The organism is Ornithinimicrobium pulveris (assembly GCF_050261105.1).
Taxonomy (GTDB): domain Bacteria; phylum Actinomycetota; class Actinomycetes; order Actinomycetales; family Dermatophilaceae; genus Ornithinicoccus.
Window position 1 is genome coordinate 318,116 of the sequence record NZ_CP189837.1, and the last position, 25,219, is coordinate 343,334.

Here is a 25,219-nt window from a genome sequence, read left to right on the forward strand (position 1 = left end):
TATGGGTAGTACCATCCAGTCGTGCCGTCAGTTGTGAAGATCCTGGCTCAGATGAGGGCCAATCCGGCCAACATCCGGTACGAGGACCTGGCCAAGGTGTGCGAGCACTACTTCGGACCGCCCAGGACAAGCGGCGGCTCCCACGCCGTGTACAAGACGCCCTGGCCCGGGGACCCGCGAGTGAATATCCAGAACGACCACGGCAAGGCCAAGGCCTACCAGGTCCGCCAGGTCCTGGCAGCGATCGACAAGAAGGAGGAAGCCCCGTGAGCGCCACGATCCCCGACGTCACCCACTACACCTACCGCGTCACCTGGTCTCCTGAGGACCAAGAGTTCGTCGCCACCTGCCTCGAGCTGCCCTCCCTGTCCTGGCTCGCACCCACTCAGGACGAGGCACTGCACAGCCTTCGCGATCTCGTGAACACCGTCGTCGAGGACATGCACCGCAACGATGAGCCGATCCCCGACCCACTGTCCTCGCGCTGCTACTCGGGCAAGTTCAACCTCCGCGTCGGTGAACGACTCCACCGCCAGCTCGCCATCAAGGCAGCCGAAGAGCACCTCAGCCTCAACCAGTACGTCATCCGCAAACTTGGCGACGCATCCTGAACGAACCTCCGGAAATGCCGCTGATGGCAGCATGGCCATGACCGGGTCTCACGGCGTACGGTGAGGATCTGAGGAGGGGCCGATGATTCCCGCGATGCTCTTGTTCGGGTTGGTCCTAGGCCGCTGGTGGAAGACCTGCCTCGTGGTCGGGGCCCTGGGCTGGCCGCTGTTTCTGTGGTTCGACAACATCATCGAGTCACCCACTGAGTTCCTCGGAGCAGCTGCCCTCGCTGCCTTGAACACCGCTGTCGGAGTTGCGGTCCATCAGTCGCTGCTCCACCTATTCAGACGGCTACGCAAGAACCGTCAGGCCCCCGATCACGCAGCCGCCTGACGCACGCTTCTGCCGCATCGCGCGAGGGCCGGACACCCCGCTGCGGTTGGGCTCAGCAATGAACGGTCAGCGGGCCTTCGTCGTCCGTGGGCGGCTGGAAGTGGACGAAATAGTGGGCCGCGATTTCAGGGTCCAGGATGAAGTCGTCCCCGTGGTCTTGTGCTCTCGTTCGTAGGCGCTCCAGACAGGTCTCCCTGTCGGTCGTCATGTAGATGGTCTCCGCAGTGATGCCGTACTCAGCCACAAGGCGACGCCAGTCGTCGCGCATAGCGCGCGACCAAAACGAAAAGTCCAGAACGACGTCGCGGCCATGCTCGAGGAGCTGGATCAGACGTCGGCGAAGGTGCCTCTCGATCTCCTCGTGCGTGGCCTGCGGCAACGGCATCACCAGTAGTCCTCGATTCCAAGCTTCCTGGTCGTATGAGAGCCGGACCATGCCGCCAGCCTCAAGCCGGCGGGCAACGGTCGACTTTCCGGACCCGGCGGGGCCACACATGAAGACGACGCGAGGCATGACCGCAACCCTAGGACGACCAGCATCTCGAACGTACAGTCTTGCTGCATTCCTGACGATGAGGCCGCCGTGCCAGGCTGTCTTCATGGGAGTCGAACCAGTGGTGACTGGACCCTGGTCGCCCCTGTCCCCGGCAGGGGTCAAAGTATTGCTGGGAGGAGCGGATCGCCCCTGGCTGGTGGCGGGCGGTTGGGCCATCGACCTGTTCGTGGGTCGACAGACCCGCAGACACGCCGACATCGACGTTCTCGTCCTGCGTGCAGACCAGCAGCTGATCCAGGAACGCCTGCACGACTGGCAGATCTTCGCAGCCGACCCACCTGGAACGCTGCGCCGCTGGCGACCCGGCGAGACTTTGCCGACCAGCGTGCACGACATCTGGTGCCGTGAAAACGCCGAAGGCCCGTGGCGGGTGCAGTTCATGATCGACGATTCCGACGGCAGCCACTGGGTGTCTCGCCGAGACCCGCGGATTCGCATGAGCCTTGCGGACACGCGTCGGGTGTCGCCCTCGGGCATCCCCTACCTCGCGCCCGAGGTGCAACTCCTCTACAAGTCCCGATCACCTCGCCCCAAGGACGAGCACGACCTCCACGCCACCATCGCGCACCTGGGGCCCGCCCAGCGCACGTGGCTCCACGACGCCATCGCACTCACCTCTCCGACACACCCCTGGCTGGAACGGCTGACGTCCTGATCTGCCGCGCCGCGGGCGTTGCGAGCCGACCTGACCTCCACGAAATCACCCGGGCTGTGGGCGGCGCCGGAAAAGGTCGTTGAACCTGAAGGCGGGTCGTTCTTCGCCTGGGCTGGCCCATTTCTCCAGCTCGGGCAGGGGCTGGTGGTAGAAGGTGTGGCTGATCCACGTCTCGAGGACATCGTCTCGGCTGGCGGGGCGGTCTTGTCGTGGTCTGAGGCACCGCAGCTGTTCACGGATGGGCAACATCCACCTGACGGGGTCCGCATCGCGGAGTAGGTGACCCTCCTCGATCAACCACTGCTCGACCCATTCAGGGTGGGGCTTGATCCCGAGGTCGGCGACGGCCAATGCCATAAGGCGGCTGGTCTCGGTGCTGCTCAGCGAGCGTGGTGCTCGGGATGTCTCGAGCCCTTCTCGTGAGGGTTCGGGGCCGGGCAGTCAAGGTGGCTGCCACTGCAGTGGGCCGGTGTCGGGGCAGCCGGCCAGCTCGTGCACCCACACGGCGGTGGACCGGACGAGCTGGAGGGTCGCGGCGTCGGCTTCGGCTGGTGCCCGGACCGTGTGGAGGTAGGGGTGCAGGGTGAGGCTGCCGCCGGTATAGGTCTGCCACGTCAGCGCTGCCACGGTCAGGGGGTCCAGGCTGAAGGGGAGGTCGTGAGCCTGATCTGCCCGGGCCAGTTCCACGGCTTGCAGGAGGCGGCCTCGGTCGGCGGCGGCCCATCTCCTGCGGGAGTAGTCGATCGGTGGAGGATCGCGCTCCAGGGTGGTCGCCAGGTCCTCCAGGGCCTGCCGGAACGCATCCCATTCCCCGTTCCGGCGTAGCCGGGTGATCAGGGCGGTGGGCACGGGGGCAAGGCGGGCGGGCAGGCCCAGGTCCAGGGCGATCAGGGACCAGGGGCGGGTGCTGCCGACCTTGGCCAGCAGCATCGACGTGGCCGCGCGGGCGGGCAGGTCATCGTCGCTGATCCACGGGGTGAGGGCGCCGGGCCAGATGAGCTGCGGGACCTGGTTGAGGGCGACCTGTCCCGGCAGCGCGGTGAAGTAGAACTTTGCAGGGATGCCGTCGAAGTGTTGTGGGTAGCGCGGCATGGACGAGGCGGTGCGGAAAGTCAGCTGCGCTGTGGGGGACAGGTGGGCCTCCAGGGAGCGCAGGCGGATGGCGCCGAGCAGCCGGTTATGGCGACGTCGGCGCAGTTTGTGGCCGGTGATGATCGGAGTATGCGGCCCCTGGGGGTCGAGCAGCCCGCGGTCCTCGGCCATCGCGGCGGCCCGGTGCGCGTCGTCCTGGTCGAGCACGGCGAACGCAGTCCTGAGCGCGGCCAGCAATTTCCCAGGGGTGCGGGGGTCGGCGTTCAGCAGGCTCGTCAGCCCGACCCGCTCATCGACCAGTTCCAGGACGGCGTCGAAGTACTCCTCGACGGTGGTTTCGAAGCCGGCGGCGGTGACGGCGTCGACGGGGTAGCAGGCAGAACTGCGCGCGGCGGCCTGCAGGCGGATCATCAGTGCGATCTGCTCCGGCGTGGCCGGGGCGGCCTGCGGGGTGCGCAGGTCGGTCCCGCACCGCTGCCGGGTGGTGCGCGGCCGAGTCCCGGTGGCGGTGACCTGCGGGCAGACGCATGGCTCGGTGGTCACCGAGATCCACGACGGGGTGGAGAAGGGCCGGTGGCGGCAGTTGGGACAGCGGTCAAGAAGGAACACCTCATGGGTGGTGCAGATCCCCGGCAGACGCGTCTGCCACGCACGCGGCCAGGCGCCGGTCTGCGCCAGGCAGGCCGGGCAGTACCCGAACGTCGGCGCCGGGACGCGGCCGGTGGCATACGAGGTCAGGTACCGGTCCAGCTCCCGCGTAGTGAGCAGCAGGTCAGGTGCATGACGCCGCACCTTGTCGCCGTCACGGCCCGCGAACCACAACGGTTGTGCCGCGACCCAGGTGACATCCGGGTCGAAGTCCGCCAGCCACAGGCGATCCAGCTCCAGCCGACTCTCGTAAGGGACATGGCCACGGGTCGTGGCGGACCAGAACAACCCCGAGTAGTGACGCTGCCCGGCACGAGACAAGGTGCGTCGCACCGGCAGCGCGCGAGCCAATCTCGCGGGGTCGACCTTCCGGAGCGCCGTCACGACTTCCTGGCCGTCGGCATCGACATACCGGACCTCGGTGCTCAGCAGCTGCTCCGCTGTCACGAGACTCGGCGTGACACTCCGCCACTTAACTGGGACGACCGACACGCGTCCGCCAGTTAAGTGGGACTCCGACATCTCAGATGGGATCCGACAGTCAGCTGTCGGCAGGCCGGTTTAGGCGTCGGGAACAAGATGGCACAGCGTGCAGTTGAGTCTAGTGAACTCAACTTCGGTGAGCCTCGGCTTGACAAGAGCAGACCGACTCCCCAGAGTTGAGTGCAGACGTGTCAACCCACGCGCCCGCCCACGAGGGCGAGGCGCACGACATACCAAGGAGAGCACCACATGGGACGTGCAGTCGGCATCGACCTCGGCACCACCAACTCCGCCGTCGCCTTCCTCGACAACGGCGAGCCGGAGATCATCGCGAACGCCGAGGGCGGTCGCACCACCCCCTCCGTCGTCAGCTTCGCCAAGAACGGCGAGGTCCTGGTCGGTGAGGTCGCCAAGCGGCAGGCCGTCACCAACGTCGACCGGACCATCCGCTCGGTCAAGCGCCACATGGGCACCGACTGGAGCCAGAAGATCGACGACAAGGACTACACCGCGCAGGAGATCAGCGCGCGGATCCTCATGAAGCTCAAGCGCGACGCCGAGGCCTTCCTGGGCGAGCCGGTGACCGACGCGGTCATCACCGTCCCGGCCTACTTCGACGACGCCGAGCGTCAGGCCACCAAGGACGCCGGTGAGATCGCCGGCCTCAACGTGCTGCGCATCGTCAACGAGCCGACCGCCGCGGCCCTGGCCTACGGCCTGGACAAGGGCAAGGAGGATGAGCTCATCCTGGTCTTCGACCTCGGTGGTGGCACCTTCGACGTGTCCCTGCTCGAGGTGGGCAAGGACGCCGATGACGGCTTTGCCACCATCCAGGTCCGCGCCACCCACGGTGACAACAAGCTCGGTGGTGACGACTGGGACCAGCGCATCATCGACCACCTGGTCACCACGGTGAAGAACCAGTCCGGGGTCGACCTGTCCAAGGACAAGATCGCCCTGCAGCGCCTCAAGGACGCCGCCGAGCAGGCCAAGAAGGAACTCAGCTCCTCGAGCAGCACCAACATCAACCTGCAGTACCTGTCGATGGGTGAGAACGGCCCGATCCACCTGGACGAGACCCTGACCCGCGCGCAGTTCGAGCAGATGACCTCCGACCTCCTCGAGCGCTGCAAGCAGCCCTTCGAGCAGGTCATCAAGGACGCGGGCATCAACGTCTCCGAGATCGACCACATCGTGCTCGTCGGTGGCTCCACCCGGATGCCGGCCGTCACCGAGCTGGTCAAGAAGCTGACCGGTGGCAAGGAGCCCAACAAGGGCGTCAACCCCGATGAGGTCGTCGCTGTCGGCGCCGCCCTGCAGGCCGGTGTCCTCAAGGGCGACCGCAAGGACGTCCTGCTGATCGACGTCACCCCGCTGTCCCTGGGCATCGAGACCCAGGGTGGCATCATGACCCGCCTGATCGAGCGCAACACCGCGATCCCGACCAAGCGCAGCGAGGTCTTCACCACGGCCAGCGACAACCAGCCGTCGGTGGGCATCCAGGTCTACCAGGGTGAGCGCGAGATCGCGGCCCACAACAAGCTGCTCGGCAACTTCGAGCTGACCGGTATCGCCCCGGCCCCCCGTGGCGTGCCGCAGATCGAGGTCACCTTCGACATCGACGCCAACGGCATCGTGCACGTGTCCGCCAAGGACCGTGGCACCGGCAAGGAGCAGTCGATGACCATCTCCGGCGGCTCGGCCCTGCCCAAGGACGAGATCGAGCGGATGATCAAGGACGCCGAGGCCCACGCCGAGGAGGACAAGAAGCGCAAGGAGGAGACCGAGACCCGCAACACCGCGGAGCAGCTGGTCTACTCCACCGAGAAGTTCCTCGCGGACTCCGGCGACCAGGTCCCCGCGGACGCCCGCGGCCCGGTCGACACCGCGCTGGCCGACCTCAAGGAGACGCTCGCCAACAGCGACGCCAACCCTGAGGACATCAAGGCCAAGATGGAGACCCTGTCCACCGAGAGCCAGAAGATGGGCTCGGCCATGTATGCCGCTCAGCAGTCCGCCGAGGGCGGCGCCGGAGCGGGCGCCGGGTTCGCCGACGGCACCGGCGCGGCCGATGTCGACCCCAACCGGGCCGACGCCGGCTCGGATGAGGGTGACGTCGTTGACGCCGAGGTCGTCGAGGACGACGAGGACACCAAGTGACCGATGTGCACGGGAACCCCTCCGGCGGCGCCGACGGCGCCGCCGGGGAGGAGCCCCGCACGGGTCCGGTGATCCGGGACAAGCGACGCATCGACCCCGACACGGGCGAGCGTCGCCCCGACCCCGCCGGCAACCAGGTCATGGGCGCTGACACCGAGGCGTCCGAGGGCGAGGCTGACAGCACTGCCGACGCTGCGGCTGCTCAGACCGAGACTGACGGGCAGCACCCCGACACCGCCCTGGCCGCCGAGCGGCTGGAGGAGATGCGACGGATGCAGGCCGAGCACGTCAACTTCCGCAATCGCATCCAGCGTGAGCGGGAGGCGGACAAGGGCCGGGCCACCAGCGCCGTCGTCGAGTCGCTGCTCCCGGTGCTGGACGACATCCACTCCGCCCGTGAGCACGGCGACCTGGAGGAGGGCACCCCCTTCGCCGCCATCGCCGCCAAGCTCGAGCAGGCCCTGGGCCGGTTCGGGGTGGAGCGCACCGGCTTCGTCGGTGAGGTCTTCGACCCCGCGCTGCACGAGGCGCTCATGCATCTGACGGCGGACAGCCCCGGCGTGGAGCTGCCTGAAGGCGCGACCGAGATGACGATCGTCCAGGTCATGCAGCCCGGCTTCAAGGTCGGCGACCAGGTCGTGCGCGCCGCGCGCGTCGCCGTCGCCGACCCGGCCTGAGCCACCTCGACTCCCGCCCGGGCGCACGCCCGGGCGGGAGCCGGGACACGACATACAGGACACAGAGCACGCGCTCGGCACGAGCGCAGACAGCACAACAGACAGCACGACAGACTGTGCGGAGGAGGTGAGGACCGATGGTCAGCCAGGACTGGATGGAGAAGGACTTCTACGCCATCCTCGGCGTCCCCAAGGACGTCGATGACAAGACGCTGAAGAAGACCTACCGCAAGCTCGCTCGCGAGTGGCACCCGGACGCCAAGCCGGGGGACAAGGCGGCCGAGCAGAAGTTCAAGGAGATCGGTGAGGCCTACGCGGTCCTCTCCGACCCCGAGCAGCGCCAGCAGTATGACGCCGTCCGCGCCATGGGTGGCGGCGCCCGCTTCACCGCGGGTGCCGGTGGTCCCGGTGGCGGCGGCTTCGAGGATGTCTTCGCCCAGATGTTCGGCGGCGGCGCGGGTGGGCAGAACGTCCACTTCAGCACCGGCGGCGGACAGAGCATCAACATCGAGGACCTGCTCGGCGCCTTCGGTGGCGGCCAGGGCGGGTTCACCGGCCAGGGCTTCCCCGGCGGCGCCCAGGGGTTCCCGGGTGGCGGCGGCTTCCCTGGTGGTGGCCGTGGGCAGGCCCGACGAGGTATGCCGCAGGGCGAGGATGTCGAGGCCCGCACCTCGATCTCGTTCCGGGCTGCGGCGGCGGGCGAGACCGTCACCCTGAGCAAGCCGGACGGCGGGACGATCACGACCCGTATCCCGGCCGGCGTCAAGGACGGTCAGAAGATCCGGCTGCGCGGCAAGGGGATGCCCTCGCCCTACGAGGGTGGTGAGCCCGGTGACATGTACCTGCACGTCACCGTGACTAAGGACCCGGTCTTTGGGCGCGATGGCAACAACCTGACCGTCGACCTGCCGGTGACCTTCGCGGAGGCCGCGCTCGGCGCGACCGTGGAGGTGCCGACCCTGGACGGCTCGACCGTCAAGGTCCGCGTCGCTCCCGGCACCCCGTCCGGGCGCACCCTGCGCGTCAAGGGCCGCGGCATCACGACCAAGAAGGCCACCGGCGATCTGCTCGCCAAGGTCCAGGTCCAGGTGCCCTCCGAGCTGTCGGACAAGGGCCGCGAGGCCGTCGAGGTGCTGCGCGCCGAGGAGTCCGGCGACCCCCGCGCCGAGCTGCTGCGGCGGGCGAGGGCGTGATGAGCCGTGGTCGATCGTGAGACCCCCGTCTATGTGATCTCGGTCGCCGCCGAGCTCGCCGGGATGCACGCGCAGACCCTGCGGCAGTACGACCGCCTCGGCCTCGTGGTGCCCTCGCGCACCCGGGGCGGTGGGCGGCGCTATTCCTCCAAGGATGTCGACCGTCTCCGCGAGGTGCAGCGGCTCTCCGGCGAGGGCGTCAGCCTGGCCGGGATCCAGCGGATCATGGAGCTGGAGCACCAGGTCGAGGGGATGCGCGCCCGCCTCGCCCAGCTCGTCGTGGAGAACGAGCGCCTGGCCACCCGGGTCGCCCAGCAGTCCCGGGTCTTCGCGGCCGATCGGGCCGGTGAGGTGGTGGCGCTGCGCGCCGGCCGCCGTCCCGAGGGCCGGCCCACCAGCACCGCGCTCGCGGTGTGGCGACCGCAGGGATGGCCGGAGCGTTGACGCGCTGACCGGTGCGCGTACCAGGATCGGCGCCGACATGCGCTGACCGCTGTGCGCTCACCGAGGTGCACGGACACGACGTGGGCCGCCCCGAGATCGGGGCGGCCCACGTCGTGTTGTCGGCAGGCGGACGTCGGCGTAGGGCCTAGGCGTGCTGCTTCTGGCTCGCGCCGGCCGGCGCCAGGGCGGCAGCGACACAGAGCACCGCGACGCTCAGACCGACCCGCACGAGCGGCTCGAGGAGCGTGGGGAGGTCGTTGACCCAATCAGCCCGGTGCAGCGAGACGTAGACCGCGACGACGACCACCAGGGAGACCGGCCACCACAGGGTGGCGAGCAGGCCACGACCGGGCCGGGGGCCCACCAGCCCGGTCATCACTTGACCTCCTTGCGCGCGACCCGCCAGCAGCCCAGCGCCAGCGGCAGCAGCACCCACAGCGCGGTGGTGGTGCCGATCTGGGCCCACTGCTCGCCGCTGAGCCAGGTGTTGGTGAGGAGCGGCTCACCGGCCCGGGTCATGTCGAACCAGGCGCCGTTCTCACGCAGCCACGAGGTCGTCATGAACAGCACCGGCGACAGGGCCGGCACCAGGATGTAAGCCACGATGCCCAGTGGCACGTTCAGCAGCAGGGCGCCGAAGGCGACACCCATGAGCACGCCCTGGACCTGCAGGAAGACCAGGTGCAGCAGGAACGCCCAGCCCATCGCGAGGTCGATCGTGCCGCCCTGCGCCAGGCTCATCGACAGCGCGTGCCCACCGATCGCCAGCACCAGCGTGATCGCCAGCACGCCCAGCCCGAGCACGACCGCCGCCAGCGCCTTGGCCGCCATCACCCGCAGCCGCCGCGGCTCCTGGGTGAAGGTGATCAGCGCGGTCCGCTGGCTCCACTCGTTGGCCGCGGTCATCACGCCCAGGATCGGCAGCAGGATGGCCTGCGGCACGTTGGCGGCCATCAGCAGCGGCATCAGCTCGGCGCCCTCATCGCGCAGCACCCAGAGCATCGCCCCCATCGCGATCGCGGTGATCGCCACGATCGCGATGAGCACGCCACGCCCCGCGCGGGTGTTCAGCATCTTGCGCAGCTCCAGCCAGAGCAGGCGGACGAAAGGCACCGAACCAACCGGCTCCAACTCCGCCCGGTATGCCGTGTCACCCCTCTCCCCGCCCGTCCCGCTCATCCCCGAGCCGGGGTGGTCGTGCCGGCCTGCACCCTGTGCAGGCTGTTCGGTCGCCGCGGTCGCCGCGGTCGCCGCGGTCGCCGCGTTCGTCTCAGTCGTCATCCTGGTCTCCTCCTGCGTCGTGCTCTCCTCGTGCGTCGTGGTCCTCATGCCGCGCTCCGCTCGTGCCCGGTGACACCCTCGCGGGCGTCATCCGCGGTCAGCTGCAGGAACATCTCCTCCAGGCCACCCCCGCCGGCGGTCCGCAGCTCGGTGACCAGCACCTGCTCGGCCAGCGCCAGGCGGGCGATGTCCTCGGCGCTCGCCTCGGCCACGAAGCCACCTTCCGGCCGGGCCTGCGGGTTCCAGCCTGCGCCGTTGAGCAGTGCGCTCAGCCGCCCGCGGTCGGGGGAGTCCACGACCGTGCCCGTGCTGGTGAGCAGCTCTTCCTTGGTGCCCTGCGCGACGATCCGGCCGCGGCCGATCATCACCAGGTCCTGGGCGATCTGTTCGACCTCGTGCAGCAGGTGGCTGCTGAGCAGCACCGTGCCGCCGTCGGCCGCGAAGTCCCGCAGCAGACCGCGCATCCACCGGATGCCCGCCGGGTCCAGCCCGTTGGCCGGTTCATCCAGCACGAGCACCTGCGGGTTGCCGATCAGCGCCCCAGCCAGCCCGAGTCGCTGCCGCATGCCGAGGGAGTAGTTGCCCACCCGCCGGTCCGCCTCGCGTGCGGTCAGGCCCACCCGCTCGAGGGCGTGGTCGACCTGGCCACGCGACATACCGGCCATGATCGCGGCCAGCAGCAGCGTCTCGCGCCCCGTCCGACCCGCGTGCTGCGCGGTCGCGTCAAGCATCACGCCGACGTGGCGGGAGGGGGTGGGCAGCGCGCGGTACGGCCGCCCTAGGACCGTCGCGGTCCCCGATGTGGGCGTGGTGAGGCCGACCATCATGCGCATCGCGGTCGACTTGCCGGCGCCGTTCGGGCCGAGGAAGCCGGTGACCCGGCCGGGACGGGCGGTGAAGGTGATCTCATCCACCGCGGTGAAGGCGCCGTAGCGCTTGGTCAGCTGCTCGATCTGGATCATGTCTCCACCCTCGCCCGCCCGGGTGGTCGCGCACATCGGCCGAGGGTGTGCAGTTCGCCTGGCAGCCCCCTACCTTAGTCGGGGGGTGGTTCAGACCTTCAGCGGTGCCGCCCGAGACCCCGCCCGACCTACGCTGTCCCGTATGTCGACCCCCACCTCTCCCGCGCCCGCCACCAGGGCGGCCCGCGTCGGGTGGCGCGAGGTGCTCGCCCCCCGAGGAGGGGATGGCCGTGCGGGTGGGGTGCACCGAGCGGGCGGAGCGCTGACCTTCTGGCAGCACGCCTGGCGGATCGCCCTGGTGTGGGTGCTCGGCCTGTCCGCGTGGATGGTCGTGGGGATGATCGCGACCGAGGGCTGGCAGGACGACACCTCGCTGCCGGTGGCCACGCTCGTCTTCCTCGATCTGATCCTGGGTCAGGTCGCGGTGGGGCTGGTGCTCTTCCGTCGGCGGTGGCCGGTGCCGATCGCGATCGTCGTGGGCGCCTTGTGCCTGGTGTCCTCGTTCGCGCTGCCCGCCTCGTTGCTGGCGATCATCTCGCTGGCCACACTGCGGCACGTGCCTTCGCTGGCGGTGGTGATCGGCTTCAACCTGCTGGTCGATGTGGCGCACCACCTGTGGATCGCGCCCATCCTCGGGACCGAGGACGAGGTCGTCGTGCAGGGAACGGTGATGGCCGACGGGTTGGCGGGTCTCGGGGTGAACACCGGCTTCGTCATCCTCGTCTACGCGATCGCGATCCTGATCGGGTGGAACATCGGCTCCCGGCGTGAGCTGGTCGCCAGCTGGCGCAGCCAGGCGGAGGTCGCGGTGCGGGAGCAGTCGGCCCGGGTGGCGCAGGCGCAACTGGCCGAACGGGCCCGGATCGCCCGGGAGATGCACGACGTGCTCGCCCACCGGCTGTCCTTGGTGGCGATGCACGCCGGGGTGCTGGCCCACCGCGACGACCTGCCCGCCGAGGAACGTCGGCAGGCGGCCGAGGTGGTGCGATCTGGTGCGCACCAGGCCCTGGAGGAGCTGCGCGAGGTGCTGGGGGTGCTCCGGGCTGATGACGACGGACCGCACCAAGCAGCGGACGCCTCGGTGGAGGCGCCGCAGCCGGGGTTGAGCGGCATACCGTCCTTGGTCGCCGAGGTGACCAGCAGCGGTCAGGAGGTGCGCCTCGTCGCCGAACCCGAGCTGTGGGCGCGGTCGGTCAGCCTGCCCACCAGCACCGGCCGGCACGTCTATCGGGTGGTGCAGGAGGCGCTGACCAACGGGCGGCGGCACGCCCAGGGCAGACCGGTCACGGTCGAGCTCGACGGTCGGCCGGGCACGGGGCTGTCCCTCGTGGTCAGCAACCCGGTGGCCGCCGTCGAGGAAGGGGCGGTGCCCTCGGGCGGTCGCGGGCTGACCGGGATGGCCGAGCGGGTGCAGCTCGCGGGCGGCCGGTTCGAGGCCGGGGTGGAGGTCACCGACTTCGTCGTGCGAGTGTGGCTGCCGTGGGAGAAGCGATGAGCCGGCCGCAGGTGGTGCTGGTCGATGACGACCCGCTCGTGCGGGCCGGGCTGCGGATGATGCTCGGCGGTCGGGACGGGGTGGACGTCGTGGCGGAGGGCCAGGACGGCGACGAGGCGGTCGCGCTGGTGGGAAAGTACCGCCCGGACGTGCTGCTCATGGACATCCGGATGGCGCGGATGGACGGGCTCACGGCCACGCGGGAGGTGCTGGCGCGTTATCCCGAGACCAAGGTGCTGGTGCTGACCACCTTTGATGCCGACGAGTTCGTGATGGAGGCGCTGCGGGTCGGGGCGCGGGGGTTCGTCCTCAAGGACACCCCGCCTGACCGGCTCGTGGCCGCGGTGCACGAGGTGGCCGCCGGCGACCACGCCCTCTCGCCCTCGGTTGCTGCGCTGCTGGTCAGCCAGGTCCGGGAAGGTGCTGAGGGCGGCGGCAGGGCCGAGGATCGCGCCGGTCGGGCACGTCGGCAGCTCGAGGTCCTCACGGAGCGCGAGCTCGAGGTCGCTCGTGCGGTCGCCCGCGGCGGTGCGAACGCCGACATCGCTCGTGAGCTCTACCTCGGCGTGCCGACGGTCAAGGCGCACATGAGCAGCATCATGGCCAAGCTCGGTGTGACCAACCGCGTGCAGGTCGCGCTGCTCGTGCACGATGCCGAGGGATGAAGCGTCGCGGACCCTCGCCCCTGCGCGCGCTCCGCGTGGAAGTTTCTCTGCTCACGGTAGCGCTGGCATGCTGCTCACGGTAGCGTAGGGCGTCTGCTCACGGTAGCGTAGTTGTCATGTCCTACGTCCGTCGCGCCTTGGATAATCGCCTCGACAGGTTGGTCGATGCGGCGCCCGCCATCGCCATCGAGGGGGCCAAGGGAGTTGGCAAGACCGCCACTGCCCGGGAGCGGGTTCACCAGACCTGGTGGTTGGACCGGGCCGACCACAGGTCAGTCCTGCAGGCAGACCCCTCCTTGGACCTGTTCACCGATGGACCAGTCCTGCTCGACGAATGGCAAAGAGTGCCCGAGGTGTGGGATGCCGTCCGTCGGCAGGTCGACGCCGGTGCGCCGCCTGGCCGGTTTCTGCTCACCGGGAGCGCCACGCCGGCCTCCGGTGAAGGTACCCACTCCGGGGCCGGGCGGATCGTCTCCCTGCGGATGCGGCCGATGGCGTTGTTCGAGCGCCCAGGCTCCCCAGCAGCCACCGTGTCCCTCGCCTCTTTGCTCGAGGGTGAGCATGCGCTGCCCTCGAGGGACAACGTCAGCCCGCTCGCGCTGCCGGACTATCTGACGGCCATCACCGAGAGTGGCTTCCCCGGCATCCGGGGGCGGGAACAGGAGCTCCGGGATGAGTTGCTGGACGCCTATCTGCTCCGCGTCGTCGACCGGGACCTGCCAGAGCTGGGCTTCGGGGTCCGTCGACCGGAGACGCTTCGTCGCTGGCTGGCTGCCTACGCTGCCGCGACCTCCACGACAGCGTCCTACAGCGCAATCCTCGACGCGACCACGGCTGGTGACGGGAGCCAGCCGGCCAAGACGACCACCATCGTCTACCGGGACCACTTGACCCAGCTCTTCCTCCTGGACCCGGTGCCCGGCTGGCAGGCGTCGCGCAACCCGCTGGGTCGCTTGCAGCAGGCTCCCAAGCATCAGCTCGTCGACCCCGCTCTCACGGCGCGCCTGCTGCGGCTCTCAGCCCACAGCCTGGGCTCGCCCCGAGGCGCGCATCTCGCCGGACCGCTCTTCGAGGCTCTCGCCACGCTGAGCGTGCGGGCGGCTGCCCAGGTCGCCCGCGCCCATGTCGGGCACCTGCGCAGCCGCAACGGAGATCGCGAGATTGACCTCATCGTCGAGGGTCCGGATGGTCAGGTTCTGGGCGTCGAGGTCAAGCTCGCCGGTCAGGTCGATGACAAGGATGTGCGGCACCTGCTCTGGCTACGTGAGGTGCTGCCGGACGATGTCGTCGATCTCGTGGTGCTCACCACGGGCGACCGGGCCTACCGCCGCCGGGACGGTGTGGCGGTGGTGCCGCTGGCGCTGCTGGGCGCCTGAGTCCAGCAACCGGACCGCACCACCCGGCCGCCGGCATCGCCCGCCCCGGGTCCCACCTCGACCACGAGGTCAGCGGTGGCCACGGCAGCGGGGTCATGCTCGGCGAGCAGCACGGTGTGTCCCGCGTCGACGAGCGCGTGCAGCTGGGAGAGCAGCCGATGGACGTCCGCGGGATGCAGGCCGGTGGTCGGCTCGTCCATCACATAAAGGGTCGGCGCGCGGCGTTCCTTCTGCAGCTCGGTGGCCAGTTTGATCCGTTGCGCCTCACCGCCGGACAACTCCGTCGCAGGCTGGCCGAGCGTCAGATAGGCCAGCCCCAGCGCCTCGAGGGCCGTGAGCGCGCGTCGCACCGGCGCCACCTCCTCCAGCACCTCGATCGCCTCGGCCACCGTGAGCCGCAGCAGGTCAGCCACGGTCCGGCCGCGCCAGCGCACCTCCAGCGTCTCCGGCCCGAAGCGATCGCCGTGACAGTCAGGGCAGGTTGAGTACGTCCCGGGCAGAAACAGCAGCTCTACCGACACCGCGCCCTCGCCCTGACAGGTCGGGCACCGCCCGGCCGCTGTGTTGAAACTGAACCGGCTGGCCGTGAACCCACGCTCGCGGGCCTCGTCCGTCGCCGCGAAGAGTGTGCGCACGTGGTCCCACAGCCCGGTATACGTCGCCAGCGTCGAGCGCGGCGACCGCCCGATCGGCTTCTGCGTGATCCGCACGACCCGAGCAGGTATGCCGTGTCCGCTCGCCGACACCTCCGCCGACCGAGTCTCGCGCACCCGTCCGCTCTCGACGGGGTCGGCACCGTCGACCTGGTCGCCGACGCCTCGGTCGGCATCGCGCCCAGCCTCCTCGGGCTCGCGTTCGTCCTCCACGGCCGCGAGCTCGGCACCGACGAGGTCGTGGATCGCGTCGAGCAGGCTGGTCTTCCCGGAGCCCGAGATGCCGGTGACCACGGTCAGCGCGCCGAGCGGCAGGTCGAGGTCGACACCCCGGACCGTATGCCGCGTCAGTCCCCGAAGGTGCAGCTCGCCGGACCCCGCTCGCGCCACCGACTCGGCACGGATCTCCGCAGGATGCACCTCGCGCTCCAGATAGCGCGCGGTCACCGACGTCTCGACCGAGGCCAGTCCCGCCACGGCCCCGGACCACAGGATCTGGCCGCCTCCCGTCCCAGCGCCGGGCCCGACATCCACCACCCAGTCGCACTGCCGCACCACGGCCATGTCGTGCTCGACCACCACCACTGTGTTGCCGGCGGCGACGAGCTCGCGGAGCAGCCCGATCAGGCGGTCGGTGTCCTTCGGGTGCAGCCCGGCTGACGGCTCATCCAGGACATAGACGACGCCGAACAGGCCTGACCGCAGCGCCGTGGCCAACCGGAGCCGCTGCAGCTCACCGGAGCTGACGGTCGAGGTGCCCCGCCCGAGCGCCAGGTGGCCCAGCCCGAGGTCGTCCATCAACGACAGCCGGCCCACGAGGTCCTCGAGCAGCACCCGCTCAGCCTCCTCGCGAGCAGATGGCACGTTGCGCGCACCTGAGGTCTCATCGGCCGTGCCTGTCCCGTGCGCGCCCGAAGCACCAGACTGCCTCAGCTCGCCCAAGCGCCCTGCCAGCACCGCCACCAACTCCGAGACCGGCACCCGCCCGGCCTCATCGATCGCCATCCCCTGCCAGGTGACCGCGAGCGCCTCGGCCCGCAACCGCCGACCGGCACAGACCTGGCAGGGGCGGGATTCGACATACCGGAGGGCGCGGCGGCGCTGGGTGGCGCTCTTGGTCTCAGCCAGGGTGCGCAGGACGTAGCGTCTGGCCGAGGAAAAGGTGCCCTGGTAGGGCCGCTGGATCCGCGCCGCATCCCGGGTCGGCACCACCGTGACGACCGGCTGCTCGTCGGTGAACAGGATCCAGTCGCGGATCTGCTGCGGGAGCTGTGCCCATGGCAGGTCGACATCGTGACCGAGGGTGGCCACGATGTCGCGATAGTTCTTGCCCAGCCACGCCCCCGGCCACGCCGCGACCGCGCCCTCGGCGATCGACAACGCAGGATCGGGCACCATCGAGGCCTCGGTCGGCACATGCTCCACCCCGAGCCCACCGCAGGCCGGGCACGCGCCGACCGCGGTGTTGGCCGAGAAGTGATCGGAGTCCATCGGCGCCACGTCCGGCGGGTAGTCACCGCACCGCGACCACAGCATCCGCAGCGTGCTACCCGCGGTGGTGACGGTGCCGACCGAGGAGCGCGACGACATACCGGACCCGCGGCCCTGCTCGAGGGCGACGGTCGGCGGCAACCCGTGCACGTCGCGGACCTGCGGGTCGACTGCCGCGTGGATGAGCCGACGGGCGAACGGCGCCACCGAGTCCAGATAGCGCCGCTGCGCCTCGCCGTGGATCGTCCCGAAGGCCAGCGAGGACTTCCCCGACCCGCTCACCCCGGTGACCGCGACCAGGGCGTCGCGAGGCAGGTCGACATCGACGTCGCGCAGGTTGTGCAGGCGGGCGCCGCGAACCTGGATCTGAGACGTGCCGCGCGTGCTCCGGCTCGAGCCAGTCTCCCCGCTCATCCCAGGAACTCCCGGATCGCAGGGATCTCCCGCCGCGCCTGGGCCAGCCCGGCCTCGTGGCTGGCGCGCAGTGTGGCGACATCCCGTTCGCCATTGCCGACCGGCATCGTCTCGGGCACGAAGAGGTAGGCCGATCCCTCCTTCTCCAACTCGAACAACTCCTCCCGCGTCGCGTTGTAGCGGGCCGGGCGCTCGCGCAGGGCGTCGGCGACCGCGGGCAGCGAGCGGAACCAGCGCCGCAGCAGCCGGTCCCCCCTCTGCGCGGTCTTGACATAGCCACGCTCCTGGGTGAGCACGACGAGGAACCTGTCGTAGCCGTCGGCGCGGGCGGCGTCCAGCGCGATCCCGCCGGCTGGCCCGAGCGCTCCGTCCACGTAGACCTCGCCCTCGATCGTCACCGGCGGCATGACGACCGGCATTGTCGACGACGCGCGGACGCGCACCATCAGGTCGCGCAGGGTCGTGATGTCCTCGCGGCCCCAGTGCACCTGCTCCCCTCGGGTGGCGTTGAAGGCACCGATCCGCAGGGCCTGGTCGGAGTCGGCGAAGGTGTCCCAATCGAAGGGCAGCGCCTGGCCGGGCAGCGAGGTCTCCTCGTAGATGTACTGCGCGTTGAACAGCCCTTTTCCGCGCGCGAAGGTGCGCCAGTCACCGAACCGCGGGTCGGCGGCGAAGTCGGTGAAGCTGTGCCGGGCGCGCCACGGATCGCGGGAGAGGTAGTTGGCGGTGTTGCTCGCACCCGCCGAGATCCCGCCCACCCAGGGCAGGCGCAGCTGCGCCTCGAGCAGGGCGACGACCATGCCCGAGGTGTAGGACGCGCGCATCCCGCCACCTTCGAAGAGCAGCGCGGTGCGGCTGATCGGGGCAGCGGGCTGGCTCACGGCTCCACCGTAGGCGCTGTCACCGACAGGCCTGTCACCGCGGCCATGCACAATGCCCGTATGCCGTCACCCGAGTCGCCCCGTTCCGTCCAGCCCGAGGAGGTCACGGCTGTCGAGGTCCCGCCCGCCGTGCTCGAGCTGGCGCGCTCGGCCCGGCGCGTCTGCGTGCTGACCGGGGCCGGTATGTCGGCGGAGTCCGGGATCCCGACCTTCCGCGACGTGCAGGTCGGGCTGTGGGAGCGCTTCGACCCGATGGAGCTGGCCAGCCCGGAGGCCTGGCGGCACGACCCGGCACAGGTCTGGGCCTGGTACTCCTGGCGCGCCTCCCTCGTCCGCGCCGCCCAGCCCAATGCCGGGCACGAGGCCCTCGCCGCCTGGCAGCAGCGCGCGGGCGTGGACCTGCAGGTCGCCACCCAGAACGTCGATGACCTGCACGAACGCGGCGGTGCCGAGGTCCTGGCCCACATCCACGGCAGCCTCTTCGCGCTCCGGTGCGACACCTGCGACCGTCCCAGCCACACGGCATACGGGGACCTGGCGGAGCCGGTCGCGGAGGTGGACCCACCCGCCTGCGAGCGCGAGGGCTGCGAGGGCCAGGTGCGCCCGGGCGTCGTCTGGTTCGGTGAGGCGCTGCCGCAGGAGGAGTTCTTCGCCGCGGTCGAGGCGGCGCAGGAGGCGGATCTGGTGCTGGTGGTCGGGACCTCCGGGCTCGTCCACCCGGCCGCCACCATCCCGCACCTGGCCGGGGCTCGCGGCGTGCCGGTCGTCGAGATCAACCCGCGCGAGACCGAGGTGAGCGAGGCGGCCGACCACGTCTGGCGCGCCACCGCGGCGCAGGCGCTCCCGGCTCTCCTCGCGCAGCTCGGCTGAGGGGGTGTGGTGAGGCGCGCAGCGCAGCCGCAGATCGTCATCCCGCGGGAGATCTGGGTCCTGGTCGGGGCCGCCTTCGTCATCGCCGTCGGCTTCGGCCTGGTGTCGCCGGTCCTGCCGGTCTTCGCCCGTTCCTTCGACGTCGGCGTGGCCGCGGCCACCGTCGTGGTCTCGATCTTCGCCTTCTTCCGGCTCGTCTTCGCGCCCGCCGGCGGGGCGCTGGTAGAGCGGCTGGGGGAGCGGCCGGTCTATCTGGCCGGCCTGCTCATCGTGGCGATCTCCTCGCTCGCGACAGCCTTCGCGCAGAGCTAGTGGCAGCTGCTGGTCTTCCGCGGGCTCGGCGGCATCGGCTCGACGATGTTCACGATCTCCTCGATGGCGCTGATCGTCCGGTTGGCGCCGCCCGGCGCGCGCGGCCGGGTCTCCTCGGTCTTCGCCTCCGCCTTCCTGATCGGCTCGATGGTCGGTCCGGCGATCGGGGGTGCGCTCGCCGAGCTCGGGATGCGGGTCCCGTTCATCGTGTATGCCGTCGCCCTGTTCATCGCGGCCGCGATCGTCCGGTGGGGGCTGGGTGGGGCGAGGCTGCGGTCGGCGGACCTGGAGGGTGCGGCGCGGCCTGTGCTGACCTTCCGCGAGGCGCTGAGCGATCCGGCCTACCGGGCCGTGCTGATCTCCGGCGTGGCCAACGGCTGGGTGAACTTCGGGGCACGGATCGCGGTGCTGCCGCTGCTGGCGGTGACGGTGCTGGACCAGCGATGGATCGCGGGCGCGGCCCTGGCGATCGGGGCAGTGGGGACGGCGCTCACGCTGCAGGTCGCCGGGGGCCTGGCCGATCGGGTGGGCCGTCGACCGCTGATCGTGACCGGGATGCTGGTGATGGCCGTGACCGTCGGGGCGCTGGGGACGGCGAAGCACGACGGGCTCTCGGTGCTGGCCGGGCTGAGCGTGCTGCTGGTGCTGACCTTCCTCTCGGGCGTGGGTGCCGGGTTGGTCGGCCCGGCGACGCAGGCTGCGGTGGCGGACATCGTGGGCCAGGAGCGCAGCGGCGGCAAGGTGCTGGCCGCCTTCCAGATGGCGCAGGACATCGGCACCATCGTGGGGCCGATCGTGATCGGGTTGGCGGCCGACCGGTTCGGCTTCGAGGTGGCCTTCGCGCTGTGCGGCGTGGTCTGTCTGCTGGGGGCTCTGCCGTGGCTCCGCGCGCCGGAGACGTTGGGGCGCAGCGCGTCCCCTACGCTCAAGACGTGAGTACCGCAGAGCGCCCGCACCAGGGCAGCGAGCACCTGATCATCCTGCCTGAGCGGGACGTCGCCGAGGAGCTGGCGGAGGAGCTGCGCGAGGAGGGCTTCGAGCACGTGAGGGTGGTCCGGGAGGCCGCGCGGAACCAGGAGCACGGGGAAGATGACCGAGAGGTGGAGTGGGCGGTCTACGTGCTGGACACCCGGCTGCCGGACACGATGGGTGGCGGTGCCTACGAGGGGCTGCGCGAGCGCTTCATCGCCGTCGCCGAGGAGCACGACGGGTGGTACGACGAGCCTGGTGATCCCCGCCCGCCGCAGCCCTGACCGACCGTCAGCGCTGACGACGGCAGTCCCGTCGCCACCCACCCGGCCCCCGGCCGACCGACCCGGGATGATGGTCCGTATGCCGTCCCCCTCACCGCACGCTCACCTCGAGGTCGAGCGCAAGTTCGATCTCGACCCCGACGCCCCGCTGCCCGCCCTCGGGGATCTGCTGGGGGTGGGCGCCGGACGTGAGCACCGGATGCGCGCGGTCTATCTGGACACGACCGACCTGCTGCTGATCCGCCACCGGATCACCTTGCGCCGCAGGGAAGGTGGCAGCGATGAAGGCTGGCACCTCAAGCTCCCCGCGGGCTCGGACGCAGCACCCGGAGCCCGGCGTGAGGTGCATGCCCCGCTCAGTGCGGGACCGGGTCGCTGGAGGGTCCCCCAGGGCCACCTGGACGCCCTCGCCGCGCACCTCGGCGAGGCCTGGTCCGAGCTGGACGACCCGGCACGGGGACTGGTCCCGGCGGCTGTGCTCACGACATACCGGACCCAGATCGACCTGACCGACGGCTCGGGTGAGGTGGTCGCCGAGCTCTGCGACGACACGGTGAGCGCGCAGCCGGCCGGGTCGACCTGGCGGGAACTTGAGGTCGAGCTCGTGGGCGAGCAGAGCGGCACCGAGGCGGGCTCCGATTTGCTAGACGCGGTGACCGAGGTCTTCGCCGAGCAGGGCGTGGAGGTGTCGGAGTCGAGGTCCAAGCTCGGCCGCGCCCTGGGCGATCGGCCGCAGCGTGCCGAAGAGGGGACCGGGCCGGATCCGAAGGGGCCGGCGCGGGCGGTGCTGGTGGACTACCTGGCCGAGCAGGTCGCGGTGATCCGCGGACGGGAGGCGCTGCGCGTCGACGGACCGGAGTCGGTGCACAAGACCCGCGTCGCGTGCCGGCGACTGCGGAGCGCGCTGCGCACCTTCCGGAGACTGCTCGACCGGGAGGTGACCGACCCCTTGCGAGCTGAGATCAAGTGGTACGGCGAGGTGCTCGGCGGGCCGCGCGATGCCGAGGTGCAGAAGGAGCACCTGCTCGCCGAGCTGGAGGAGCTACCCGACGAACACGTGGTCGGACCCGTGCGTGAGCGGGTCACCCAGGAGCTGGATCGGCGGCATGCGGAGGCGCACGCCGCGCTGGTGGAGGTGATGGACGGTGAGCGCTACGCCCGCCTGACCGACCGCCTGGTCGAGCTGGTCGCGGACCCGCCGTGGCGCGGGCGGGCGAACAAGAAGGCAAGCAAGGTGCTCCCCCCGCTGGTCGAGAAGGCGATCGGCCGCGCGCGCCGGGACTTCGAGGCCGCCGAGGCGACCGAGGGCGAGGAGCGGATGCACCTGCTGCACGAGACGCGCAAGCGGGCCAAGGCGGTGCGCTACGCGTGGGAGGCGCTGGCCCCGGCCTTCGGCTCGGACGCCGAGGAGGACGCGAAGGCCTGGGAGGAGGTGACCGAGGCGTTGGGGGCGGCCCAGGACTCGATGGTCGCCGTGGAGTGGTTGGAGGAGCTGCTCGCTGCAGCGCGGGCGGCCGACGAACCCACGCACACGTATGCCGTCCTGCTGGGTCTGCAGCTCGGTGGCCGTCGGCCCGCGGTCGAGGCAGGCGTGCGGGCGGTCACAGCGGCTCTGGGGCGCTGAGCGCCGGGAGGGCGATCGGCCTCGATCCCGGTTCGGCCTCAATCCCGGTTCGGCGGCGATCCCGGTTCGGCGGCGGCCTCGGATGCCTGTGAGTGCCCCGAGTAGGCACAGTTTCGAGCCGAGAAGCGGATCGAATCCGGGCACTCACAGGCCCGGGAGTCCGGCGGATGGCTCTCGGGGCCCGGGGGATAGCTCCCAGAAGTTTCGGGTTGGCGGCGCAGACGGCGACGGGCCGCCCTCGTGCGCACCCCTCCGAGTGCACGTGGACGGCCCGACTCGATCCGGGCTCGACGGTCCGGGTGTGCCTTGGGCTTGCGCCTGACGCACTCTCACGGTAGAGGCACGTCAGGGCCTCCAGCGACCTACCTGTCGAACGCTGACCAAGTTTTTACCTTCTCTTGACCTTGCGTGGGGCGGGACGCACAGCGCCCGACCCCGTCGCCGGTGCGGCGGGATCGGGCGCTGGGTGTGCGCTCGGGTGCGCGTCAGGTGTGTGCCCTCGGGTGCGCGTCACGGGGTGCTGTGACCGGATCGCACCGGTCAGGCGCTACCTGCCTGAGTCAGCAGCCGCCAGGGTGGGGCTTGCCGGACTTGCCCGCCGAGCACTTGTCGTTGATCAGCGAGGTGTCGTAGGCGAAGGTGCCCACCAGCGAGGCGACCGCGCGGGCCGAGTGGTGCAGCGAGGTCGGCGACACATTGTCCAGGTCGTCCTGGGCAGTGTGGTAGTTGCTGTCGTAGTAGGACAGCAGCCCGGTCGAGGTGATCCCGGCGGCCACGAACGGCGCGTAGTCGGAGTTGTTGCCATTGCCCGCCGGGCCGTGCGGGTGGTTGTCCCGCTCGAGCTGGTCGATGAGCAACTGCTGGGCACCATCGCTGAAGCCGCCCTGCAGCACGCCGAGGGTGTTCTGGTGATCCAGCGGAGCGACCATGTCGAGGTTGATGTAGGCCGCGATGTCGTCGCGCTCGGCCTGGGACAACTCGCTGACGTAGTGGATCGACCCCAGCAGGCCGATCTCCTCGGCGCCCCAGAAGGCGAAGCGAAGCTTGTTGTTGACCTTGTTGATCTTCGCCGACTGCAGCGCCAGCTCAAGGACGGCCGCGGAGCCGGAGGCGTTGTCGTTCATGCCCGGGCCCTGGGGCACCCCGTCGAGGTGGGCGCCGACCATGACCACGTTGTCGTCACGGCCGGTGCGCGTCTCGGCGAGCACGTTGACGGTGGTCCGCCACTCAGCGAGCTGCTCCAGGTCGAGGTCGACCACGACCGGACCGTCGGCGAGCTGGGCCACGAGGTCCAGCCCGAGGTCCCGGGTGATGCCTACGGTGGCGACGTAGCCGTCGTTGGGGGAGCCGAGCGTGCCGTTGAGCGCGCCTGCCGCGTTGTTGTAGATGATCACTGCTTCCGCGCCCACCTCGGCAGCGGCCAGGCTCTTGTCGGCGAACGGGCACACGCCCCGCGAGACGATCGCGATCTTGCCGGTGAGGTCCTCGCCGCCGTAAGCCCCTGCGGTGCAGCCCAGCGGGTCGCCGGAGGGGGCCGCGAGCTCGGCCGTGGCCGCACCGGACGGGGAGTAGGTCAGCACGGTGTGCTCGAGGTCGCGCTCGGTGGGAGAGACCTGTCGCAACTCCTGGTGCAGCGTCTCGGTGTAGAAGATCTCGAACTCCTGCAGTTCGACGTCGTAGCCGGCGCCTTCGAGCTGGTCGACGACATAGTCGACGCTGGCGTCATACCCGGGAGTGGCCGCGGCGCGGTGGCCGTCGTTGGCCATCGCGATGTCGTAGAAGGCCTCCATGTGGCTCCAGAGGCTGTCGGCGTCGATCGCCTCGACCAGCTTCTCCGGGCTGTTCGGGTTGCCCCCCGCGCGGTTGCGATCGGGGTTGGCGAGGGCGGGGGCGGCAGTCACGCCGGCGACGAGTGCGGTCGCGGCGAGGGTGGACACGGTCCTGCGCATGGGGATGCTCCTGGTCTGTGGTGATCCGGGTCGACGATGACGGGACATCCCGACGCTAGGTCGCGATCTGCGCTCAGGCGAGCGATGGCGGCGGTCTTGACCAACTCCATACCTGATCTTGACCAAGCCTTGACCCGACCCGGGGCGGCGTCACCGCCGCACCCCGGTGCGCCGGGGCCCGGGGGTGCGACAGAATCGGCCCGAGATCGTGGGGTCGGCTCCGAGGACGAGGAGGTATGCCGTTGCTGCTCGCCTTTCTCGTCACCCTGCTGGCCGGTCTGTCCACCTGCGTCGGGGGGTGGCTGGGGACCCAGACCAGGGTGCTGCGCCGAGACGTGCTCGCGGCGGCGCTCGCCTTCGCGGCAGGGGTGATGATCACCATCTCCGTCGTCGAGATCGCCCCCTCTGCACTCGTCGACCTGGGGCACCTCGTCGGTGAGGGCGCCGCGCGGTGGTGGGTGGGCGGCGCGCTGATCGTCGGGGCCCTCAGCGTGGTGGCGGTGGACCGGGTGATCCCGCACTCGATCAACCCGGCCGAGATCGGCGGGGGAGAGCAGCTGGACCGGATCAACGCCGGCCAGGTGGATCCCCGGCTCCTGCGCAGCGGGGTGCTGCTCGCGACCGTCGTCGCGCTGCACAACCTCCCCGAGGGCCTGGCGACCTTCGTGGCCACCCTGAAAGAACCCTCCGGCGGCATCACGCTCGCCGTCGCCATCGCCATCCACAACGTCCCGGAGGGGCTCGCGGTGGCGGCTCCCATCTATGCCGCCACCCGGTCCAAGGTGCAGGCGCTGCTCTGGGCGAGCGTGTCCGGGCTGGCCGAGCCGGTCGGGGGTCTGCTCGGCTACCTCCTGCTCAGCGCGGTGCTGCCCGATGAGTGGATGGTGATCTCACTGGCCCTCGTCGCCGGGATGATGCTGGCCGTCAGCTTCCTCGAGCTGCTCCCGGCCGCCCGCCGCTACCAGACCCACCACACCCAGCCGCTGATCGGCTTCTTCCTCGGCGCGGTCGTGATGGTGCTCTCCCTCCAGCTCCTCGGCCAGGGCTGACCCACCCGGACCATGACCCACCCGAACCATCCCGATGATCTCGAAGTTGAGCGGAACAGACTCAACTCTGGCAGTGTTGACCCTGTCAGAG

General features: G+C 70.4%; 22 protein-coding genes and 1 pseudogene. 15 read left to right on the top strand and 8 right to left on the bottom strand.

All coding sequences use genetic code 11. From position 1 onward, the window contains the following. Positions 1–21 precede the first annotated feature (21 nt). Together ACQBAT_RS01435 and ACQBAT_RS01440 are read left to right on the top strand one after the other, a co-directional pair. Complete coding sequence (locus ACQBAT_RS01435; protein WP_252595479.1) at positions 22–270, top strand: toxin HicA; 249 nt, start codon at positions 22–24, stop codon at positions 268–270. Next, a complete protein-coding gene (locus ACQBAT_RS01440) occupies positions 267–611 on the top strand; it encodes a type II toxin-antitoxin system HicB family antitoxin (RefSeq protein WP_420748391.1) in 345 nt (114 codons plus the stop codon). Before ACQBAT_RS01435 ends, ACQBAT_RS01440 begins: the two co-directional genes overlap by 4 nt. A 386-nt stretch (positions 612–997) precedes the next feature. Here ACQBAT_RS01440 and ACQBAT_RS01445 read toward each other — a convergent pair whose 3' ends face one another. Then, complete coding sequence (locus tag ACQBAT_RS01445; RefSeq protein ID WP_420748392.1) at positions 998–1,459, bottom strand: AAA family ATPase; 462 nt, start codon at positions 1,457–1,459, stop codon at positions 998–1,000. An 85-nt stretch (positions 1,460–1,544) separates the two neighbouring features. On the opposite strand from ACQBAT_RS01445, the gene ACQBAT_RS01450 reads away from it, so the two are divergent. Beyond that, positions 1,545–2,156 (top strand): nucleotidyltransferase domain-containing protein, encoded by a 612-nt coding sequence (locus ACQBAT_RS01450; RefSeq protein WP_202976997.1) that lies wholly within the window; start codon positions 1,545–1,547, stop codon positions 2,154–2,156. A gap of 441 nt (positions 2,157–2,597) precedes the next feature. Here the strand turns inward: ACQBAT_RS01450 and ACQBAT_RS01455 are convergent, their stop codons facing one another. Then, positions 2,598–4,343, bottom strand: a complete 1,746-nt coding sequence (locus ACQBAT_RS01455; protein ID WP_420748393.1) for a hypothetical protein — start codon at positions 4,341–4,343, stop codon at positions 2,598–2,600. A 285-nt stretch (positions 4,344–4,628) separates the two neighbouring features. Here ACQBAT_RS01455 and dnaK point away from each other — a divergent pair, with 285 nt between their 5' ends. The 4 genes from dnaK to ACQBAT_RS01475 all read left to right on the top strand — a co-directional run bounded on the left by dnaK (position 4,629) and on the right by ACQBAT_RS01475 (position 8,853). Next, complete coding sequence (gene dnaK, locus ACQBAT_RS01460; RefSeq protein WP_420748394.1) at positions 4,629–6,539, top strand: molecular chaperone DnaK; 1,911 nt, start codon at positions 4,629–4,631, stop codon at positions 6,537–6,539. After that, entirely contained in the window at positions 6,536–7,216 is a 681-nt protein-coding gene (locus ACQBAT_RS01465; protein ID WP_420748395.1) for a nucleotide exchange factor GrpE, read from the top strand. Before dnaK ends, ACQBAT_RS01465 begins: the two co-directional genes overlap by 4 nt. 137 nt (positions 7,217–7,353) lie before the next feature. Further along, the gene (locus tag ACQBAT_RS01470) at positions 7,354–8,409 is read left to right on the top strand and encodes a DnaJ C-terminal domain-containing protein (RefSeq protein ID WP_420748396.1); all 1,056 of its coding nucleotides are present in this window, start codon (positions 7,354–7,356) and stop codon (positions 8,407–8,409) included. A gap of 63 nt (positions 8,410–8,472) precedes the next feature. Then, positions 8,473–8,853: a heat shock protein transcriptional repressor HspR gene (locus ACQBAT_RS01475; protein ID WP_420748463.1), complete on the top strand. Its 381-nt coding sequence runs from the start codon at positions 8,473–8,475 to the stop codon at positions 8,851–8,853. Between the two features lie 145 nt (positions 8,854–8,998). Here the strand turns inward: ACQBAT_RS01475 and ACQBAT_RS01480 are convergent, their stop codons facing one another. From ACQBAT_RS01480 to ACQBAT_RS01490, 3 genes are read right to left on the bottom strand one after another with little or no spacing between them, the layout of a single operon-like run. Further along, positions 8,999–9,229 carry a hypothetical protein gene (locus ACQBAT_RS01480; RefSeq protein WP_420748397.1) on the bottom strand — a complete coding sequence of 77 codons (231 nt, stop codon included), beginning with the start codon at positions 9,227–9,229 and terminating at the stop codon, positions 8,999–9,001. Then, positions 9,229–10,182, bottom strand: a complete 954-nt coding sequence (locus ACQBAT_RS01485) for an ABC transporter permease (protein WP_420748398.1) — start codon at positions 10,180–10,182, stop codon at positions 9,229–9,231. The genes ACQBAT_RS01480 and ACQBAT_RS01485 overlap by 1 nt, the downstream gene beginning before the upstream one ends. Continuing rightward, positions 10,179–11,096: an ABC transporter ATP-binding protein gene (locus ACQBAT_RS01490; protein WP_420748399.1), complete on the bottom strand. Its 918-nt coding sequence runs from the start codon at positions 11,094–11,096 to the stop codon at positions 10,179–10,181. The genes ACQBAT_RS01485 and ACQBAT_RS01490 overlap by 4 nt, the downstream gene beginning before the upstream one ends. A gap of 142 nt (positions 11,097–11,238) precedes the next feature. Between ACQBAT_RS01490 and ACQBAT_RS01495 the strand changes: the two genes are divergently transcribed. From ACQBAT_RS01495 to ACQBAT_RS01505, 3 genes are all read left to right on the top strand, one after another. Continuing rightward, the gene (locus ACQBAT_RS01495) at positions 11,239–12,591 is read left to right on the top strand and encodes a sensor histidine kinase (protein ID WP_420748400.1); all 1,353 of its coding nucleotides are present in this window, start codon (positions 11,239–11,241) and stop codon (positions 12,589–12,591) included. After that, positions 12,588–13,256 carry a response regulator transcription factor gene (locus ACQBAT_RS01500; protein ID WP_420748401.1) on the top strand — a complete coding sequence of 223 codons (669 nt, stop codon included), beginning with the start codon at positions 12,588–12,590 and terminating at the stop codon, positions 13,254–13,256. Before ACQBAT_RS01495 ends, ACQBAT_RS01500 begins: the two co-directional genes overlap by 4 nt. Before the next feature lie 116 nt (positions 13,257–13,372). After that, positions 13,373–14,632 carry an ATP-binding protein gene (locus ACQBAT_RS01505; protein ID WP_420748402.1) on the top strand — a complete coding sequence of 420 codons (1,260 nt, stop codon included), beginning with the start codon at positions 13,373–13,375 and terminating at the stop codon, positions 14,630–14,632. On the opposite strand, the gene ACQBAT_RS01510 is transcribed toward ACQBAT_RS01505, so the two are convergent. Together ACQBAT_RS01510 and ACQBAT_RS01515 are read right to left on the bottom strand one after the other, a co-directional pair. Further along, a complete protein-coding gene (locus ACQBAT_RS01510) occupies positions 14,578–17,190 on the bottom strand; it encodes an excinuclease ABC subunit A (protein ID WP_420748403.1) in 2,613 nt (870 codons plus the stop codon). The genes ACQBAT_RS01505 and ACQBAT_RS01510 overlap by 55 nt on opposite strands. Further along, positions 17,187–18,071 (bottom strand): patatin-like phospholipase family protein, encoded by an 885-nt coding sequence (locus tag ACQBAT_RS01515; protein WP_420748404.1) that lies wholly within the window; start codon positions 18,069–18,071, stop codon positions 17,187–17,189. The genes ACQBAT_RS01510 and ACQBAT_RS01515 overlap by 4 nt, the downstream gene beginning before the upstream one ends. A 60-nt stretch (positions 18,072–18,131) precedes the next feature. On the opposite strand from ACQBAT_RS01515, the gene ACQBAT_RS01520 reads away from it, so the two are divergent. From ACQBAT_RS01520 to ACQBAT_RS01535, 4 genes and pseudogenes are all read left to right on the top strand, one after another. Continuing rightward, on the top strand, positions 18,132–18,941 hold the full coding sequence (locus ACQBAT_RS01520; protein ID WP_420748405.1) for an SIR2 family NAD-dependent protein deacylase: 810 nt from the start codon (positions 18,132–18,134) through the stop codon (positions 18,939–18,941). A gap of 102 nt (positions 18,942–19,043) precedes the next feature. Next, positions 19,044–20,189 (top strand): annotated as a pseudogene (locus tag ACQBAT_RS01525) (MFS transporter). Beyond that, entirely contained in the window at positions 20,186–20,506 is a 321-nt protein-coding gene (locus tag ACQBAT_RS01530; RefSeq protein WP_420748406.1) for a hypothetical protein, read from the top strand. The pseudogene ACQBAT_RS01525 and the gene ACQBAT_RS01530 overlap by 4 nt, the downstream one beginning before the upstream one ends. Positions 20,507–20,585: 79 nt before the next feature. Continuing rightward, positions 20,586–22,130 carry a CHAD domain-containing protein gene (locus ACQBAT_RS01535; RefSeq protein WP_420748407.1) on the top strand — a complete coding sequence of 515 codons (1,545 nt, stop codon included), beginning with the start codon at positions 20,586–20,588 and terminating at the stop codon, positions 22,128–22,130. Positions 22,131–22,690: 560 nt separating this feature from the next. On the opposite strand, the gene ACQBAT_RS01540 is transcribed toward ACQBAT_RS01535, so the two are convergent. Next, positions 22,691–24,079 (bottom strand): M28 family peptidase, encoded by a 1,389-nt coding sequence (locus ACQBAT_RS01540; RefSeq protein WP_420748408.1) that lies wholly within the window; start codon positions 24,077–24,079, stop codon positions 22,691–22,693. Between the two features lie 236 nt (positions 24,080–24,315). Between ACQBAT_RS01540 and zupT the strand changes: the two genes are divergently transcribed. Further along, a complete protein-coding gene (zupT, locus tag ACQBAT_RS01545; protein ID WP_420748409.1) occupies positions 24,316–25,128 on the top strand; it encodes a zinc transporter ZupT in 813 nt (270 codons plus the stop codon). Positions 25,129–25,219: the final 91 nt, after the last annotated feature.

Coding starts and splice junctions, on each gene's coding strand:
- ACQBAT_RS01445 (WP_420748392.1), bottom strand. CDS start 1,459: ATGCCTCGCGTCGTCTTCATGTGTGGCCCCGCCGGGTCCGGAAAGTCG.
- ACQBAT_RS01450 (WP_202976997.1), top strand. CDS start 1,545: ATGGGAGTCGAACCAGTGGTGACTGGACCCTGGTCGCCCCTGTCCCCG.
- dnaK (WP_420748394.1), top strand. CDS start 4,629: ATGGGACGTGCAGTCGGCATCGACCTCGGCACCACCAACTCCGCCGTC.
- ACQBAT_RS01470 (WP_420748396.1), top strand. CDS start 7,354: ATGGTCAGCCAGGACTGGATGGAGAAGGACTTCTACGCCATCCTCGGC.
- ACQBAT_RS01475 (WP_420748463.1), top strand. CDS start 8,473: ATGCACGCGCAGACCCTGCGGCAGTACGACCGCCTCGGCCTCGTGGTG.
- ACQBAT_RS01480 (WP_420748397.1), bottom strand. CDS start 9,229: ATGACCGGGCTGGTGGGCCCCCGGCCCGGTCGTGGCCTGCTCGCCACC.
- ACQBAT_RS01485 (WP_420748398.1), bottom strand. CDS start 10,182: ATGAGGACCACGACGCACGAGGAGAGCACGACGCAGGAGGAGACCAGG.
- ACQBAT_RS01490 (WP_420748399.1), bottom strand. CDS start 11,096: ATGATCCAGATCGAGCAGCTGACCAAGCGCTACGGCGCCTTCACCGCG.
- ACQBAT_RS01495 (WP_420748400.1), top strand. CDS start 11,239: ATGTCGACCCCCACCTCTCCCGCGCCCGCCACCAGGGCGGCCCGCGTC.
- ACQBAT_RS01500 (WP_420748401.1), top strand. CDS start 12,588: ATGAGCCGGCCGCAGGTGGTGCTGGTCGATGACGACCCGCTCGTGCGG.
- ACQBAT_RS01505 (WP_420748402.1), top strand. CDS start 13,373: ATGTCCTACGTCCGTCGCGCCTTGGATAATCGCCTCGACAGGTTGGTC.
- ACQBAT_RS01510 (WP_420748403.1), bottom strand. CDS start 17,190: ATGAGCGGGGAGACTGGCTCGAGCCGGAGCACGCGCGGCACGTCTCAG.
- ACQBAT_RS01520 (WP_420748405.1), top strand. CDS start 18,132: ATGCCGTCACCCGAGTCGCCCCGTTCCGTCCAGCCCGAGGAGGTCACG.
- ACQBAT_RS01535 (WP_420748407.1), top strand. CDS start 20,586: ATGCCGTCCCCCTCACCGCACGCTCACCTCGAGGTCGAGCGCAAGTTC.
- ACQBAT_RS01540 (WP_420748408.1), bottom strand. CDS start 24,079: ATGCGCAGGACCGTGTCCACCCTCGCCGCGACCGCACTCGTCGCCGGC.
- zupT (WP_420748409.1), top strand. CDS start 24,316: ATGCCGTTGCTGCTCGCCTTTCTCGTCACCCTGCTGGCCGGTCTGTCC.